This window comes from Micromonospora sp. NPDC048842, assembly GCF_040649935.1.
Taxonomy (GTDB): domain Bacteria; phylum Actinomycetota; class Actinomycetes; order Mycobacteriales; family Micromonosporaceae; genus Micromonospora; species Micromonospora hortensis.
Genome location: NZ_JBEZGK010000011.1, coordinates 180,674 through 197,869 on the forward strand (window position 1 = coordinate 180,674; position 17,196 = coordinate 197,869).

General features: G+C 72.7%; 14 protein-coding genes. 9 read left to right on the forward strand and 5 right to left on the reverse strand.

What is annotated here, in order from left to right:
• The first annotated feature begins 19 nt into the window (after positions 1 to 19).
• Positions 20 to 2,458, forward strand: a complete 2,439-nt coding sequence (locus AB0C19_RS18100; RefSeq protein WP_357186387.1) for an AAA family ATPase — start codon at positions 20 to 22, stop codon at positions 2,456 to 2,458.
• 51 nt (positions 2,459 to 2,509) lie between these two features.
• Here the strand turns inward: AB0C19_RS18100 and AB0C19_RS18105 are convergent, their stop codons facing one another.
• Genes AB0C19_RS18105 through AB0C19_RS18125 form a run of 5 tightly spaced genes read right to left on the reverse strand, consistent with a single transcriptional unit; the run spans position 2,510 to position 9,889 of the window.
• A complete protein-coding gene (locus AB0C19_RS18105) occupies positions 2,510 to 4,723 on the reverse strand; it encodes a glycoside hydrolase family 27 protein (protein ID WP_357186390.1) in 2,214 nt (737 codons plus the stop codon).
• 46 nt (positions 4,724 to 4,769) lie between these two features.
• Positions 4,770 to 6,857 (reverse strand): alpha-galactosidase, encoded by a 2,088-nt coding sequence (locus tag AB0C19_RS18110; protein WP_357186393.1) that lies wholly within the window; start codon positions 6,855 to 6,857, stop codon positions 4,770 to 4,772.
• On the reverse strand, positions 6,854 to 7,675 hold the full coding sequence (locus tag AB0C19_RS18115) for a carbohydrate ABC transporter permease (RefSeq protein WP_196920834.1): 822 nt from the start codon (positions 7,673 to 7,675) through the stop codon (positions 6,854 to 6,856). Before AB0C19_RS18115 ends, AB0C19_RS18110 begins: the two co-directional genes overlap by 4 nt.
• A complete protein-coding gene (locus AB0C19_RS18120; protein WP_357186397.1) occupies positions 7,672 to 8,592 on the reverse strand; it encodes a sugar ABC transporter permease in 921 nt (306 codons plus the stop codon). Before AB0C19_RS18120 ends, AB0C19_RS18115 begins: the two co-directional genes overlap by 4 nt.
• 1 nt (position 8,593) lies before the next feature.
• Positions 8,594 to 9,889, reverse strand: a complete 1,296-nt coding sequence (locus AB0C19_RS18125; RefSeq protein ID WP_357186400.1) for an extracellular solute-binding protein — start codon at positions 9,887 to 9,889, stop codon at positions 8,594 to 8,596.
• A 159-nt stretch (positions 9,890 to 10,048) separates the two neighbouring features.
• On the opposite strand from AB0C19_RS18125, the gene AB0C19_RS18130 reads away from it, so the two are divergent.
• The 8 genes from AB0C19_RS18130 (at position 10,049) to AB0C19_RS18165 (ending at position 17,191) form a co-directional block, all read left to right on the forward strand.
• Positions 10,049 to 10,795 (forward strand): SDR family oxidoreductase, encoded by a 747-nt coding sequence (locus tag AB0C19_RS18130; protein ID WP_357186403.1) that lies wholly within the window; start codon positions 10,049 to 10,051, stop codon positions 10,793 to 10,795.
• 35 nt (positions 10,796 to 10,830) lie between these two features.
• Positions 10,831 to 11,541: an FCD domain-containing protein gene (locus AB0C19_RS18135; RefSeq protein WP_357186406.1), complete on the forward strand. Its 711-nt coding sequence runs from the start codon at positions 10,831 to 10,833 to the stop codon at positions 11,539 to 11,541.
• Positions 11,538 to 12,683: a galactonate dehydratase gene (gene dgoD / locus AB0C19_RS18140; RefSeq protein ID WP_357186409.1), complete on the forward strand. Its 1,146-nt coding sequence runs from the start codon at positions 11,538 to 11,540 to the stop codon at positions 12,681 to 12,683. The genes AB0C19_RS18135 and dgoD overlap by 4 nt, the downstream gene beginning before the upstream one ends.
• Before the next feature lie 5 nt (positions 12,684 to 12,688).
• On the forward strand, positions 12,689 to 13,516 hold the full coding sequence (locus AB0C19_RS18145; RefSeq protein ID WP_357186412.1) for a hypothetical protein: 828 nt from the start codon (positions 12,689 to 12,691) through the stop codon (positions 13,514 to 13,516).
• A 10-nt stretch (positions 13,517 to 13,526) separates the two neighbouring features.
• Complete coding sequence (locus AB0C19_RS18150) at positions 13,527 to 14,147, forward strand: bifunctional 4-hydroxy-2-oxoglutarate aldolase/2-dehydro-3-deoxy-phosphogluconate aldolase (protein WP_357186416.1); 621 nt, start codon at positions 13,527 to 13,529, stop codon at positions 14,145 to 14,147.
• On the forward strand, positions 14,144 to 15,085 hold the full coding sequence (locus AB0C19_RS18155; protein WP_357186419.1) for a sugar kinase: 942 nt from the start codon (positions 14,144 to 14,146) through the stop codon (positions 15,083 to 15,085). The genes AB0C19_RS18150 and AB0C19_RS18155 overlap by 4 nt, the downstream gene beginning before the upstream one ends.
• A gap of 20 nt (positions 15,086 to 15,105) precedes the next feature.
• On the forward strand, positions 15,106 to 15,987 hold the full coding sequence (locus AB0C19_RS18160) for an SMP-30/gluconolactonase/LRE family protein (RefSeq protein WP_357186422.1): 882 nt from the start codon (positions 15,106 to 15,108) through the stop codon (positions 15,985 to 15,987).
• Between the two features lie 100 nt (positions 15,988 to 16,087).
• A complete protein-coding gene (locus tag AB0C19_RS18165) occupies positions 16,088 to 17,191 on the forward strand; it encodes an L-dopachrome tautomerase-related protein (RefSeq protein WP_357186425.1) in 1,104 nt (367 codons plus the stop codon).
• Positions 17,192 to 17,196: the final 5 nt, after the last annotated feature.

Here is a 17,196-nt window from a genome sequence, read left to right on the forward strand (position 1 = left end):
GTGATCTGCTCGGCCCACGGTGATCGACGGCGGCGAGGACAAGACACGGGGCGGTGGGAGCCCGACTCCCGTCCGCTCCGAACGTCTGCGCGGGCCCGTCGAGTTCGTCGGCCGGGCGGCGGAGCTGGCCCGGTTACGCCGGCTCGTCGCAACCCCGCCCTGCCTGATCCTGCTGGAGGGTGAGCCCGGGATCGGCAAGAGTCGACTCGTCGCCGAACTGCTCGCCGAACTGCCCGGGCGGCACCTCATCGGCGAGTGCGACGACGTGCCCGAACCCTTCCCGCTCGGCGTGCTGCTGGACGCGATCCGGGGCGGCGCCGACCGACTCGGTCCGCTCAACCCGGTGGCTGGCGCCCTCGCGCCGCTGCTGCCCGAACTGGCCGACGTACTGCCGGACGCGCCGCCCCCGTTGACCGACCCGGCGGCCGAGCGACATCGCCTGCTCCGCGCCGTCGCGGCGGTGCTCGCCGCGCTGAGCCCGGCCACGCTGTTGCTTGAGGATCTGCACTGGGCGGACCCGGCGACCTGCGAACTCCTCGCCTACCTGAGCACCCACCCGGTGGAGGGGCTGGCCGTGGTGCTCACGGCGCGTACGGCGACGCCGGGGAGCAGCACACCGATCCACGACGCCCTGGCACGGACTCCCCCGTGGAGCGTCACGCGCGTCGCGCTCAGCCCGCTGGACGCCGACGACGTACGCCGGTTGGCGGCCCGCACCCTGCGCCTCGATGACCCGCCGCAGCAGCTGACCGCCATCCTGCTCGACCGCACCGCTGGCATTCCGTTCGTGGTCGAGGAGGTGCTGCGGACGCTCGCCGAGCGGGGCGGCGACCCGTTGGCCGACGACAGCGTCCCGTTCGTCCTGCGGGACGTGCTGCTCTGGCGGCTGCGCCCGCTCGACGAGGCCACCCGGGAGGTGCTCGGCGCTGCGGCCGTACTGGGGATGACGCCCGACCAGCGCGTCCTCGCCTCGGTGCTCAGCCTGGACCGGGTGGCGATCGGCGCGGCGTTGACGACCGCGCACCGGGCGGGCCTGCTGCACGACGCCGGGGACGGCCTGCGGTTCCGGCACGACCTGGCCCGACAGGTGGTGTACGACCTGGTGCCCCGGGAGAGCCGGGAGTGGCTGCACCTGCGGGTGGCGCGGGTGTTGGAGCAGGAGCTGCCGAGGCCGGTGGCCCAACTGGCGCACCACTACCGTCGGGCCGGCAGCGGGGCCGACTTCGTCCGCAACGCGGAGGCGGCCGCCGACCTGGCCACCGAACGCGGCGACGACGCGACAGCCGCCAGTTTCCTGCTCCAGACGATGGACATCGCCGAACTGCCCCGGCCGGTACGGGTGCGGCTCGCCGCCAAGTTGGGCCGGTCGGCCATCGACGGGCTCAGCCAGGCCGAGGCGATCCCGGTGCTGGAACGGCTGCTCGCCGACCGACGGCTGCCGCCCGGCGCCCGAGGTGAGCTGGGTCTGGTGCTCGGGCGGATGCTGCGTCAGCAGGGCGAGGCGCTGCGCGGGTACACCGAGATCGAGCGTGCCGTGCCGTACCTGCGCGCGCCGCGCCGCAAGGCCCCGGCGCTCGCGGTGCTGGCGGCCCCCGACACCGTCGTCGGCCGGCACGTCGACGACCACCTGGCCCGCTGCGCGGAGGCGGAGACCGCCGCCGCGGCCAGCGGGGATCCGGCGGCGCACCTCGCGGTCCGCATCGCCCGAGCCTCGCTGCTGCTGGAGCTGGGCGACCCGGCGGTCTGGGCGATCATCTCCGAGTTGCGCGCGTCCGCCGACCTGGCCGACCGGCCCCGCGAACACGCGCGAGCCTGCCTGAACTGGGCGCAGGGCGCGCTGCACGCCGGTCACCCGGAGCAGGCCGAGGCGTTGCTGGCGGCCGGTCGGGCGCTGGTCGACGAGACCGGGTACGAGCGGCTGGCGTCACTGGTGGAGGCGACCGAACTGTCACTGGACCGGGCCGCCGGCCGGCTGGACGGGCTCGCCGAGCGGCTCAGCCGGTTGGTCGCCAGCGCCGAGCGGATGCCGGTCACCCTGCTGGACGCGCGGGCCGAACTGGCGACAGTGCTGGCCCGTACCGCCGGCACCGAAAGCGGGAGGCACGACCAGGTGGAATCGGCCGAACGGGCGCTGCGCGAGGTGATGGTCGACGCCCGGCGGGTGGGTGCGATCTGGCCGCTGGTGCAGGCGCTCTCGGCGCTGGCCCGGCTCACTGTGACCGGGCGTCCGGACGAGGCCGTCCGGCACGCGGCGGAGGCGTTGGTGCTGGTACGCGGAAAGGGCATCCTGGCGTGGGCCGCCGAGGCCGTGTTGGTGCTGGCCGAGGCGGCGACCGCTGCCGGTGATCCGGGGCGGGCCGCTGGAGCGGTGGCCGAACTGGAGGCTGGGATAGCGGGCCGGGACGCGCCGCTGGCCCAGGCCGCCCTACGCCGATGCCGGGCACTCGTCCCGGCCTGAGCCACGCTGGCGGAGTGGCGGGCCGTCCGGTCGACGGCCCGCCACAGTGGATCACAGGGTGACCTGGTGCACCCTGTCGTCCACGCCGCGTACTGCCAGCCAGGCGCTGCCGTTGGCACCGGCGGCGGCCCCGGGAGCACCCCGGAACGCGTCGGTGGCGAACTCACCACGTCGGAACCAGCCGCCCCAGGCCCCGTCGGCCAGGTTGCGCTGCCAGAGCCGGTTGTCGGCGGCCAGCGCGAACAGGTAGACCCGGCCGGAGGTGGCAAGCAGTGTCGGGCTGCCGCTGGTGGTACCGCCCAGGTTGGTCCAGGCCGACCAGGTGGTGCCGGTCCGGCTGCTCCACCACACCTCGTCGGTGCGGCTGCGGACCGCCACGTGCAGCACGCCGGCATCGTCGACGACAGCGCTCGGCCGACCGTAGAACGGCCGGTTCTCCGGAGCCCCGACACCGGTCCAGCCGGCGTTCGGCGTACGCGACCAGAGCTTGCCGTCGGCACCGCGGGCGACCAGCGTCCACTGCGTCGGGCTGGTCCACGCCACAGTGGGCGCGTCGGTCAGCGTGCCACCGAGGCTGCGCCACGGCCCCCACCTGCCGGCCACGTAACTGCGCTGCCAGGCGGCGTTGTCGGTGCCGCGGACGAAGACGTCGAGCCGCCCGTCGGCGGAGCCGTACGCCGACGGCTGACCGAGGATCCGGCCGGCGACCGGGCCGCCGAGCGACGTCCAGCGCGTGCCCCACGTCGTACCGGTGCGGGTGTTGACGGCCAGCGCACCGGAAGCGTCGCGGACGAAGACGGTGGCGTGGGTGTCGTCCACCCGGACCAGCGCCGGGCTGGCGCTGGCGGTGCCACCGAGGTCGGCGCCGGCGACCTGGTCGGCGCCGGTGAGGCCGAGCATGGCCACCCCGTGCGCCGGCACCTCGACGGTGTACGAGCCGGTGAACGGCTGTACGCCCGGGCTGCCCGGCTGGGCGTCGACGTTGGAGCGGGACCACAGGTCGCGGACCTTGACCGGCCCGCCGAGGGCGACGTCGGCGAAGTTCACTGTGATCTGCTGGGCGGTGTCGTGCCGATTGAGCAGCGCGACCGCCCGCTTGCCGGATCCGCTGAGAACCTTGCTCCACACCTGCGCGTCGGTGCCGGTGTCGGCGACCTTGACGCCCTGCCGGACCAGCGGGTCCTGGTCCACCGCGATGATCTCCGGGTTGGTCAGCGCCGAGATCATCTCCTTCGGCAGGCCACGCGGGTCGGAGCCGATCACCAGCGGCGCGGCCATGATGGCCCACATGCCGAGCTGCGTCTTGGACTCGTCCAGGCTCAACTCGTACCCGCCGTCGGGTAGCGGGCGCATCGGCAGCAGGTAGTCCGGGTCGTTGTAGTGCCCCGGCCCGGTGGCCGCCGGGTGGTACGCGTTGATGTCCATGTTGCGCAGCACCCACGGGTACGCCCACTGCGGGGACGGGTCGGTGAGCCCCACGTCCGTGTAGGTCCGCCAGGAGTCGGCGATGGTGGGCGCGTACGTGTAGCTCCAGGTGGAGAGCTGCTCCGGGGTGTACGGGCCACCGCCCCAGTCCGAGCTGACCGGGTTGCAGATGTTGAGCAGCATCGGTCGGGGCGACTGGCGTACCGCCTCGGCCAGTTCCCGGAAGGTGGTCTCCGGGTCGAGGCCGGCGGCCCGGCCGCAGAGCCAGTCGGCCTTCAGCGCGTCGAAGCCCCAGCCGGCGAACTGGGCGATGTCCGCCCGGTAGTGGCCGTTGCTGCCGAGCCCACACTGCCCCGGCAGGTACGGCCCGGCGTCGGTGTAGATGCCGGCCTTCATGCCCCTGCTGTGGATGTACGCGGCAAGCGCGGCCATTCCACCGGGGAAGCGGGCCGGGTCGGCGACGAGCTGACCGGCCTCGTTGCGAGGGGTGGGCGCGGCCCAGTTGCCGTCGATCCACACGTAGGTGTAGCCGGCGTCCCGCAGGCCACTGTTGACCATGTGGTCGGTGACCGACCGCACTTCGGCCTCGGTGGGGTCGCCACCGAGACCGAAGTAGGTGTTCCAGCCCTGGTAGGGCGTCGGGGCGAGCCCGCTGTTGAAGAAGGTCGGCGCGCCCTGGTCCTCGGCGCCGGTGGCCGCCGGGGCGTTACCGGGGCGGCCGGGCCCGTGGCCGGCCTGTGGTGGGTCGGCGTGGGGTGGGCCGGCCATCGCCGGCATCGGGCTGGCCAGGCCCAGGCCGAGCACGGCCAGGGCGGCGGTCAGCTGTCGGTTCAGGCGCATGGAGGTACTCCTGTCCCTCGGGGGTGGGGGTGGTGGTGCTCCGATCTCAGTCGCGGGTCAGCACGATGAGGTCGGCGTCGTGGGTCGCGCTCCACTGCACGGGCAGGCCGACAGCGGCGAGGTGGCTGCCGGAGTAGTGCCGGTCGCCGTGCGAGTAGCGGGCCGCCGGGTCGAGGCCGCGCAGTGGCAACCGGACCGGGCGGGACGGAAGCAGCCCGGCGCCGTCGAGCCGGCCGGTGTGCCAGGCCAGCACGACGATCTGGTTCTCGTCGGGCGCGCTGTACTGCACCGCACAGCGGGCCTGGTCGGGGCCACCGATCAGGTGCACATCACCGCGCGTGACGACGTCCCGGATCTCCTTGTAGCGGGCGATCCAGCCGGCCGCCTCGGCCCGCTCGGCGGGGGTCCATGCCCGGATGTCCGCGCCGATGCCGAGCACACCGGCCATCGCCAGGACGAATCGGAACGCCAGCGACCGGGGTCGGGTGTCGAACAGGCCGGGCGCGTCGGTGACCCATGAGCTGAGCAGGTGTGGGGCGTTGGCGTGCAGGAAGCCGTACTGGATGGCCAGCCGGTCCAGCGGGCCGGTGTTGTCGCTGGGCCAGAAGACGTCGGCCCGTGCGGCCATCGCCAGGTCGGTCCGCGCGCCCCCGCCGGCGCACGCCTCGATCAGCACACCGGGATGGTCCCGGCGCAACCGCTCGTAGATCCGGTGCAGGTTGGCGACGTGCGCGCCGTCCAGGTCGAGCGGACCCAACCCGCCGGACCGACCCGGATCGGTACGCGGCCTGTTGAAGTCCCACTTCAGATAGTCGATGTCGTACCGGCGCAGCAGGCCGTTGACTGTGGAGTGGACGAACTCGGCGACCTCCGGCCGGCCCAGGTCGAGCAGGTACTGGTTGCGGACCGGCGTGAGGGGCCTCCCGTCGACGGAGTAGACCCAGTCCGGGTGCTCGGCGTACAGGGACGACTTCGGGTTGACGCACTCCGGCTCGACCCAGAGCCCGAAGTTCAGCCCGAGCGCGCGGACGTCGGCGATGAACGTGTCGAACCCGGCCGGGAACTTCGCCGGGTCGGGCGTCCAGTCGCCCAGGCCGGCGGTGTCGTCGTCGCGGCCCACGAACCAGCCGTCGTCCACGACGAACGTCTCCACGCCCAGCTCGGCGGCGATCCGGGCGAGCGCGAGCTGACTCTGCGCCTCGACGGCGAAGTAGGTCGCCTCCCAGGAGTTGTAGAGCACCGGGCGAGGGCCGAGCCGGTCGGCGGCCAGCAACCGCTGGTGGGTGTGCCAGACCCGGGCCAGCCCGTCCAGGCCGTCCGGGCTGTACGCCCCGGTGGCCACCGGCAGTGTCAACCGCTCGCCGGCGGCCAACTCCAGCGGGCCGTCGACCAGCTGACGGCCGACCCGGACCCGGGTCAGGCCGCCGGTGTCCCGCTCGGCGCTGATCTCCCACGAGCCGGTCCAGGCCAGCGCCATCCCCCAGGCCGGACCGGCCGGCTCGGCGGTGTCGCGCACGGCCAGCCAGGGCACGTGCAGATGCCCGGGTACGCCCTGGGAGCTGCCGATGCTGAACGCGCCGTGGCCCAGCTCGACGTGGGAGAGCTGGAACTCCTGCTCCCACTGACCCCACTGGTGGCTGAGCAGCGCGCCGTGCGGCGTCGGTACGCAGAACCCACCCGATCCGGCCCGGACGACCCGCAGCGCGCCGGTTCCGTCGTTGGCCAGTTCGACCCACCGCTGCACCACGTCGGTGCCGACGGGCACCCGGTAGTGCACTGTGGCGCGCAGCCCGGTGACCTGGTCGGCGAACTCGACGGCCAGCTCCCGCTGGTCGGCGTCGATCCGCGCGTCGGTGTGCACGAAGCCCACCCGGCGCTGCCCGTTCGAGGTCTCGATCACCAGGTCGGCGCCGGTGAACGGGCGGTCGGCGTCGGTGGCGTACTCGATGGGGGCCGCGTCCCCGGCGGTGAGGAACGGGACCGGGCCGTCGTAGGCGACCGGCGAGGGCCCGTCGGAGACGCCGTGCGACCCCCACGCGTCGAGTTCCAGCCACCGGCCGTGCGCCGGCACCGTCACCGTGTACTCGGTGTGCGTGCCCCGCAGCGTCCAGCGCTGCCCGGCCTCGGCGGTCACTTGACCGCTCCGAGCGCCAGACCGGAGACGAAGTGCCGTTGGAAGCGGAGGAACACCGCGACGGTGGGCACGGCCGCGATGACGGTACCGGCGGCGATGACGTTCCAGGACGAGACGAACTGGCCCTGGAGGGCGAGCAGCGCCGGGGTGACCGGCATGTTGTCATCGGTACGCAGCACGGTGATCGCCCAGAGCAGGTCGTTGAAGATCCAGGTGAACGAGAGCGCCCCGAGGGCGGCCAGCGCGGGTCGGGTCAGCGGCAGCATCACCTTGGTGAAGATCTGCGCCGTGCCCGCGCCGTCGATGGTGGCCGCCTCCTGGATCTCGCCCGGCAGGTCCCGCATGAAGCCGTGCAGGACGAACGTGTAGAAGCCGAGCCCGAAGCCGACCTGCACCGCGATCAACGCCCAGAGCGTGTCGTACAGGCCGGTCAGCTCGCTGAACTTGGCCACCGGAATGAGCAGGATCTGCGGTGGAAGCAGGTTGCCGGCGAGCATCAGCAGCAGGATCGTGCGCCGCCCGGGGATCCGGAAGCGACTCAGCGCGAACGCGGCCATCGCGGCCAACCCCAGGCTCAGCGCCACCGACGGGACGGTGACCAGCATGCTGTTGATCAGCGCGCGCAGCTCGCCGCCGTCGGTCCACGCCTGCCGGTAGGTGTCCAGCGTGAACGATCGGGGCAGGCTGCCCACGCCGTGCGCGGCGATGTCGTCGAACGACCGGGTGGACATCACCACCACCCAGAGCACCGGGCCCAGCCAGAGCAGCGAGAGCAGGATCATGCCGGTGTGGAAGGCCCCGGTACGGAGCTTGTTCATGACGCTTCCTCCCGGAACGCGCGGACCAGGTAGCCGAGGATGACGGCCAGCGCGAGCACGAAGATCACGACAGCGATCGCCGAGGCGTAGCCCAGCCGCAGGCTCTGGAACGCTGTCGAGTACATGTAGGTGCTGAGCAGTTCCGACGAGTGGTACGGCCCGCCCTTGGTCAGCGACCAGACGATGTCGAACGACCGCAGCGAGTCGATCACGATGACCGACAGCACCACCGCGTTGACCCCCTTGAGCTGGGGGATCGTGACGTGGCGTAGCCGCTGCCAGGCGTTTGCGCCGTCCATCCGGGCCGCCTCGTGCAGCGCCGGGTCGATCGCCTTCAACCCGGCCAGGAACAGCACCATCACGTACCCGATCTGCCGCCACAGCGCGGGCAGGATCACCGCGTACAGGGCGGTCTGCGGGTCGGCGAGCCAGGGCCGGATCAGCTGCTCCAGGCCGACCGCCCGCAGCAGTGTGTCGGCGACGCCGTCGGGCTGGTAGAAGACCCGCCAGACCAGCGCGGTCACCACCAGCGAGAACACCACAGGGGTGAACAGCGCCGCCCGGTAGAAGCCGACAAAGCGCCGCTCCTTCTGCAGGACGAGCGCCATGCCGAACCCGCCCAGCACGGAGAGGCCGCCGAAGAGCACCAGCCAGATCACCGTGTTGACCAGCGCACCCCGGAAGGTGGCGTCGCCGGCCAGCTCGACGTAGTTGTCGGCGCCGACGAAGGTCGGCGGTGTCATCCCGTCCCAGCGGGTGAGGGAGAACCAGAAGCCCTGGATCGCCGGCCAGAAGACCCAGACGCTCTCGACCGCGAACGGCACGAGGACGAACGCCACCAGCAGCGGCGACAGTCGAGCCGACCGTCGCCGCCGCCGGGTGGGGGTGACCGAAGTCGTGGAGATCGTTGCTGTCACGTCAGCCCTTGAAGACCTTCTCGGCGCCGGCCTGCCACTCCCGCAGGATCGCGTCGATCTGGTCCGGCTTGTCGATGAACTTGGTCAGCGCGGTGTCAGCGGTCGGCTGGAGCGCGTCGCTGGAGTCGCGGTTGAAGAACTGGGTCAGCTCCTTGGCCTCGTCCAGCATCGCCTTTCCCTTGACCACCAGCGGCGAGTCCGACGCCTTGGCCTTGGGGTTGGCCGGCAGCACGATGCCGGAGCTGGCCTTGACGTACGCCTCCTGGGCCTCGACCCCGGAGAGGTAGCTGAGCAGGGCCTTGGTGCCGGTCGGGTTGGCGGTCTTCGCGCTGGCGAAGAAGCCGTCGGTCGGCGCCTCCTCGGCCAGCGGCACCGCCGGGTCGATGATCGGGAACCGGAAGAAGTCCAGGTCGCCGAGCGCGTCCTTGGGTGCGGCGTCGGCGAAGAACGTGCCGATCAGGAACATGCCGGTCTTGCCGGCCAGCAGCGCGGTGGTCGCCTCCTGGAACGGGTACGCCTTGCCCTTGGGGTCGAAGTAGGGCAGGGCCTCGCGCCAGCGGGTGAAGACCGCCTTGACCTTCGGGTCGTCGAAGCGCTGCTTGCCGGCGAGCAGCTCGCGGTGGAACGGCGCGCCGTTGATCCGGATGTTCAGGTAGTCGAACCAGGCCGAGGCCACCCACGGGGTGTCGCCGAGGCCGATGCCGATCGGCGGGACGCCCTTGCTCTTCAGCGTCTCGCACAGCGCCAGGAACTCGGTCCAGGTCTTCGGCTCCTGCACGCCCCACTTGGCGAAGTTGGACTTGCGGTAGAAGAAGCCCCACCAGTAGTTGTTCATCGGCACGAAGATCTGCTTGCCGCTGGCGTCGGTGGAGAGGGTGCGCAGCGACTGGGGGTAGCCGTCCAGTGACTTCCACACGTCGGAGACGTCCAGCAGCAGGTTCTTGCTGGCGTAGTCGTTGGCGACCGAGCCCGCGTACCAGGTGTAGAGGTCCGGCGGGTTGGCCGAGGTCAGGTAGGTCGGCAGCTGGGTCCGGAAGGTCTCCGAGGCGATCGTGTTGAGACTCGCCGTGCCCTTGCCCTGCGCGTTGAAGGTCTCGATCAGCTTCTCCATCGCCGCCTTGGCCTGCGGCGAGGAGAGATTGGACTGGATGGTGACAGCGCCCGAGCCGTTGCTCGCGGTCGGCCCGCTGGCGGAGCTGGCGCACGCGCTGAGGAACGAGCTGGCGCCGAGCGCGCCCAGTCCGGCGAGCCCAAGGTGGCCAAGGAATCGCCGGCGACCGGGGTCGAAGTCGCTCACGGAGGTATCCCTTCCTTTACGACACTCAGCGTCACCACGCGATGTGTCGTCCATGTGAATGCTGTGACCAGAAGGTTGCATCGGCCGTCGCCGGCTGTCAAGATATCTTCGTAATTAATGATTAGACGAGACCAAGGCGAGGGTCAGGTGGATCAGCTTATGCGTCGGCTTGAGGGCAAGAACGCGCTGGTCACCGGTGCGATGGGTGGGATCGGCACGGCCATCGCCCGGCGACTCGCCGCCGAGGGGGCAGCGGTCGCGCTGCTCGACGTGACCGATTCGGCCCCACTGGCCGAGGAACTGACAGCGCGAGGCGACCGCGCACTGTCCGTAGTGGGCGATGTCAGCGACGAGGCCGACTGGACGGCCGCCGTGAGCGCCGTACGGGACCGCCTCGGCCCAGTCGACATCCTGGTCAGCACCGCGTACGCCGTGCGGGTCGCCCCGGCGCACGAAACCAGCCGGCAGTCCTGGGACCACCAACTCGGCGTCAGCCTCACCGGCTCGTTCCTCGGCGTCCGCGCCTGCCTGGACGACCTGCGGGCGCGCTCCGGTGCGGTGGTGCTGATCTCCTCGGTGCACGCGCTGGTCGGGTTGCCCGGCCGGCCCGCGTACGCCGCGGCCAAGGGCGGCCTGGTCGCGCTCGGCCGCCAACTCGCCGTCGAGTACGGCCCGCAGGTCCGGGTCAACACGGTGCTGCCCGGGCCGATCCTCACCGCCGCCTGGGCCGACGTGTCCGAAGAGGACCGTCAACGCAGCATCGCGGAGACCGTCACGAAGCGCTTCGGCACACCGGACGAGGTGGCCGCCACCGTCGCCTTCCTCGCCTCGCCGGACGCCGCGTACGTCACCGGCGCGAGCCTCGTGGTGGACGGTGGTTGGACAGCGGTGAAAGCCTCGGCCTGAGAGATCGATACCGACCAGCGAAAAGGCCAGGAGCATTGGCACAGTACGCACGCCGCGGCGTCCACGGGCAGACAGTCGAAGCGATCGCCCGTCGCATCCTCACCGGCGAGATCGCCGCCGGCGCGACGTTGAACATCGTCGCCTTGCAGGAGGAGTTCGACGTCAGCCTCACCGCGCTCCGCGAGGCGCTGAAGGTCCTCTCGGCCAAGGGCATCGTCGACGCCCGACAGAAGCGCGGCACCTTTGTCCGGCCCCGTGCGGACTGGAACCTGCTCGACGGTGACGTGATCCGCTGGCAGTTCGCCGAGGGCACCGACCAGCGGTTGCTGGACCAACTGCACGAGGTGCGCGCCATCATCGAGCCGGCCGCCGCACGGCTGGCCGCCACCCGCGCCACCGAGGACGACCTGACCGCCCTCGACCGGGCGCTGGCCGAGATGGCCCAGGCCAACGGTGATCCCGCCGCCGCCATCGCCGCCGACCTCGCCTTCCACCGTGCGCTGCTCACCGCCACCCACAACGAGCTGCTGGAGCGGATGGAGGTGGTGATGGAGACCGGGCTCGCCGAACGGGACCGGCTGGTGCACGGTGGCAGCCCGCACGACGACCCGGTGCCCAGCCACCGCGCTGTGGTCGACGCGTTGCGCGACCGGGACGAGACGACGGCCGAGACCGCGATGCGTCAGTTGCTGGACAAGGCCGTCCGCGACGTCGAGAAGGCACGGGGACGAAGGGGCAGTCAGTGAAGATCGAGCGGATCGAGACCTTCCTGGTCGCGCCACGGTGGTTGTTCTGCCGGGTGGAGACCGACGACGGGTTGGTCGGGTGGGGTGAGCCGGTGGTCGAGGGCCGCGCCGAGGTGGTGCGCAGCGCGGTCGAGGTGCTCTCCGAACATCTGATCGGTGCGGACCCCCTGCGTATCGAGCAGCACTGGCAGGTGCTCACCAAGGGCGGCTTCTACCGGGGCGGCCCGATCCTCTCCAGCGCGGTCGCCGGCCTCGACCAGGCACTCTGGGACATCGCCGGTCAGGCGTACGGCGCGCCGGTGCACGCGCTGCTCGGCGGGCACGTGCGCGACCGGGTACGGATCTACTCGTGGATCGGCGGGGACGAACCCGGTGAGGTGGCCGACGCCGCCGCCGCGCAGGTCGCCGCCGGCCTCACCGGAGTCAAGATGAACGCCTGCGGGCGGCTTTCGCCGATCCCCACCTCGGCCGAGGTGGACGCGGTCATCGGCCGGGTGGCCGCCGCCCGCGAGGTGCTCGGCCCCGACCGGGACATCGCCGTGGACTTCCACGGTCGCGCCGGAATGGCCGCCGTCCGCCGGATCCTGCCCGAGCTGGCCGCCCTGCGCCCGTTCTTCGTGGAGGAGCCGGTCCTGCCCGATCAGGCTCACCACCTGCGCGACATCGTCGCCAGCACGCCGATCCCGGTGGCCACCGGCGAACGGCTCTACGGCCGGTCCGAGTTCCTCGGCCCGTTGCAGGCCGGGGTCGCAGTGGTCCAACCGGACCTGTCGCACGCCGGTGGGATCTCCGAGGTCCGCCGGATCGCCGCGCTGGCCGAGACGTACGGCGCCCTGCTCGCCCCGCACTGCCCGCTCGGCCCGATCTCCCTGGCGGCCAGCCTCCAGGTGGCCTTCGCGACGCCGAACTTCCTGATCCAGGAGCAGAGCATCGGCATCCACTACAACGCCGGCTCGGAGTTGCTGGACTACCTCATCGACCCGGAGCCGTTCCGTTTCGTGGACGGGCACATCGCCCGCCTCGACCGGCCCGGTCTGGGCATCACCGTCGACGAGACCGCGGTCCGCAAGGCCGCCCAGACCCCCCACGCCTGGCGCAACCCGGTCTGGCAGCACGCCGACGGGTCCTTCGCCGAGTGGTGACCGGCGTGCGGCCGGTGGCTCTGCGGGCGTCGTACGACGCGGCGCACGGCGGTCGGTGGACGAGTCTGCGCGGCGGCGACCGGGAGTGGCTGTGGCGTGGCCCGGAACCCGGCCGCCACGAGGTACGCCCCGACGGCGCGTTCGTCGACGCCGGCGGTCTGGAGGAGTGCCTGCCCACAGTGCGCGGTGAGCCCGACCACGGCGAGGTGTGGTCGCGGCAGTGGCGCGACGGCGGCCCCGGCACCGCGGTCATCGAGCGGCCGACGTTCACCCTCACCCGCCGGATCACCGACTTCGCCGGCGTGGTGGCGGCCGACTACCGGTTGGCCGCCGACCCCGGGTACCGGTTCGTCTGGGCCGCGCACGCCCTGCTCGACCTCTCCCCCGCCGCCCGCCTCGACGCGCCCGCCGGCACCCCGACCCGGCTGCACCCGGAGGCCGCCGCGCTCCTGCCACCGGGCGGCTGGCCCGCCGGCGAGCCATGGTTGACCGGCCCGTGGCCGGCCCCGGCCGGGCTGACGCTGGACACGTTCGGCAGGGACGACGGGACGGCGCTCGGCGCGGTGCTGCTCGACTGCGCCCGGGTCCAGGTCATCGACGGAGCCGACCGGCTGACCCTGGAGCTGGAGTGCGCCGACCAGCCCCGCGGCACCGCCCTCTGGCGCAACCTGGGCGGCTGGCCGGCGAACGGCCCCTACCGCAGCGTCGGCATCGAACCGATGCTCGGCGCGGCCTTCGACCTGGCCGACGCCGGCCCCTCGGACGCGGCGGTCGTCCCGCCCACCGGCGAGGTCACCTGGCGACTCACCATCTCCGCCCACCGCGACCACTGAGGACACCGGAATGAACCTGCTCGACGAGCTGCGTACCCATCGACTGTTGGCCATCGTGCGCGGCCCGGACCCGGCCGCCGCCCTGACCGCAGTGCTCACACTGGCCGAGAGCGGCGTCGCAGTGGTCGAGGTCTCGATGACCAGCACCGACGCGCTCGGCGTCATCCGCCGCGCCCGGGCCGCCCTCGGGCCCGACTTCGCCCTGGGTGCCGGCACCGTACTCAGCGTCGAGGACGCCCGCGCGGCGGCCGACGCGGGCGCCGGCTTCCTGGTCACCCCGGCCATCGCGGCGAGCCTCGCCGAGGGCGGCCGGCTCGGGCTGCCGGTGCTCGCCGGTGCTCTCACCCCCACCGAGGTGGTGCGGGCCACCGACGGCGGGGCCACCGCGATCAAGCTCTTCCCGGCCTCACTTGGCGGGCCCGACTACCTCGGCGCCCTGCGCGACCCGTTCCCCGGTACCGCGTTCGTGCCGGTCGGCGGTGTCGACGCCGACGGCGCTCGGCGCTACCTCGAGCGGGGCGCGACAGCCGTCGGCGTCGGTTCGCCGCTGCTCGGCGACGCCGTCCGAGGCGGCGACACGACGGCGCTGCGCGAGCGCGCCGCCGCCTTCCTCGCGGCGGTCCGGCCATGACCGACCTGCTCACCCTCGGCGAGACGATGGCGGCGTTCCGCACCACCGGCCCACTGCGACTGGGCGGCACCGCCGGTATCTCCGTCGCCGGATCCGAGTCGAACGTGGCGATCGGCCTGGCCCGGCTCGGCCACCGGCCGGCCTGGGTCGGCGTCACCGGCGCCGACGAGCCCGGCGAGCTGGTCCGCCGCACGCTGCGTGCCGAGGGTGTCGACCTGACCTGGTCCCGCGTCGACGCGACCGCCCCCACCGGCCTGATCCTCTTCGAGAATCGGGTCGCCGACATCAACCGCGTCACCTACCACCGCGCCGGGTCGGCCGGCTCCCGCCTGGGCCCGGCCGACGTGACCCGGGCCTTCGACGCGCCCGGGCCACCACCCCGGCTGCTGCACGTCACCGGCATCACCTGCGCTCTCGGCGTCGAGCCGTACCAGGCGGTGGTGGAGGCCGTGCGCCGCGCCCGCGTCGCCGGCAGCACGATCTGCCTGGACGTCAACCACCGCAACCGGCTCTGGTCGGTCGCCGAGGCCGCCGCCGTGCTGCGCCCGTTGCTGCCCTCGATCGACCTGGTGATCGCCTCCGACGACGAGTTGGCGGTGCTGACCGACGCGACCGATCCGGCATCGGCGCTACTCTCGGCCGGCGTCGCCGAGGTGGTGGTCAAGCACGGCGCCGATGGAGCGACCAGCCACAGCGCCACCGGCACCATCCACCGTCCAGCCCGGACGGTGCCGGTGGTGGACACCGTCGGCGCGGGCGACGCCTTCGTCGCCGGGCTGCTCTCCGGCTGGCTCGACGGCGCCGACGCGTCGGCCCGACTGGACCGGGCCGTCACCACCGGCGCGTTCGCTGTCGCCACCCGGGGCGACTGGGAGGGCCTGCCCGACCGGGCCGAGCTGGCGCTGCTCGACCACGGCCCCGGCGGTACGGTCCGCTGACGATCCTTTGGAGGAGCACCATGGAGCTGACCGAGCCGACCGTCTGGAGCACCGACCGGCTGGAGTTGGGTGAGGGCCTGCGCTGGGTCGACGACCGACTGGTCCTCGTCGACCTGCTGGCCGGGCGACTGTTGGAGACCGACGGCGACGCCCCGAACCCGCTGCGGGAGCTACGCCGCCTCGACGTACCGCTCGGCGCTGTCGCCCCGGTGGCCGACCGACCCGGTGAATGGCTGGCCGCCGCCGGGACCGGCGTCGCGGTGCTGCCCGCCACCGGCGACCCCCGACCGGTCGCCGAGCTGGTCGCCGACGCGCCCGAGCCGACCCGGATGAACGACGCGGTCGCCGACCCGCACGGCCGCTTCTGGGCCGGCAGCATGACGTACGCGATGGTGCCCGGCGGAGGCGCGCTGTTCCGCCTCACCCCGGGCGCCGAGCCGGTCCCCGCGGTGACCGGGCTGACCATCCCGAACGGGCCGGCGTTCGACGCGACCGGCACCACCATGTACCTGGCCGACACCCCGCGCGGCGAGATCGACCGGTTCACCGTCGACCCCGCCACCGGTGACCTGAGCGGGCGGGAGCCGTTCCTGCGGTTGTCCCCCGCCGACGGCGGCCCGGACGGCATGACGCTCGACGCGGCCGGGCACCTCTGGATCGCGTTGTGGGGCGGCTCCGCGGTACGCCGCTACCGGCCCGACGGGACCCTCGACCGGGAGATCCGGCTGCCCGCCACGCAGCCGGCCGGCATCTGCCTGGGCGGCCCCGACCTGCGGCGACTCTTCATCGGCACCGCCCGGGTGGGGCTGGACTCGGCGGGCCCCCAGGACGGCGCGCTGCTCGCGGTGGACGTCCCGGTGCCCGGCCTGCCCGCTGCGCGGGCCGGCGCGCCAGCGAGCTGACCGGAGGCATATCGGACGGCAGGGCGGGAACAACCGCACCGAAGCGCGGTAGCAGCCGACCGGTAGGGAGCGAGCCGATGAGCACAGTGGGGCGGACGTCGTGAACGGGCCGGTCGGCGACGAGCCGATGGGCGAGCTGGAGCTGGTGCACACCTTCACCGGCCCGATGCCGACCGGGGTGAGCGTCTCGCACCAGGGCCGGATCTTCGTCAACTTCCCCAAGTGGGGCGACGAGGGGCCGGCCACAGTCGTCGAGCTGCGCGACGGCCGGGAGATGCCCTACCCCGACCAGGCCTGGAACGACCCGTCCGGCGACGACGACGCGGGCGCGTTCGTCTCGGTACAGAGCATCGTGGTGGACCCGGCCGACCGGCTCTGGGTGCTCGACACCGGCAGCCCGATGTTCCAGCCCACGAAGCCGGGCGGCCCCAAGCTGGTCCGGATCGACCTGGACACCGACACGGTCGCCCAGGTGATCACCTTTCCGGCGGACGTGGCGCTGCCGACGACGTACCTCAACGACGTCCGCTTCGACCTGCGGCGGGGCGAGGCGGGGGTCGCGTACATCACCGACTCCGCGTCCACCGGGCCGAACGGGATCATCGTGGTGGACCTGGCCAGCGGGGCGTCCTGGCGGCGGCTGCACGACCACCCGTCCACCAAGGCCGAGCCGCTGACGTCGTTCCGCCCGGTGGTGGAGGGCCGACCGTTCCTCGAACGGCCGGCCGACGGCCCGCCGAAGCCGTTGACCATGGGATCCGACGGCATCGCCATCTCCGCCGACGGCACCCGGCTCTACTACTGCCCGCTGGCATCCCGGCGCCTGCACAGCGTCTCCACCGAGGCGCTGGCCGACCCGGGCGTCACCCAGGAGGCGGTCGCCGCGACAGTCGTCGACGAGGGCGACCGGGGCACCGCCTCGGACGGGTTGGAGAGCGACGACGCGGGGCGGCTCTACCTCACCGCGTACGAGCACAACGCGGTGCTGCGTCGACTGCCCGACGGCGAGTACGAAACGCTGGTGCACGACCCGCGACTGCTCTGGCCGGACACCATGTCGGTGGCCACCGACGGGTACCTCTACGTCACCGCCAACCAACTGCACCGGCAGCCGCAGTACCAGCGGGGCCAGGACCTGCGACGCAAGCCGTACGCCCTGTTCCGCACCCGCATCGACGCCGGCCCGGTACTGCTGCGCCGTTGATCGGG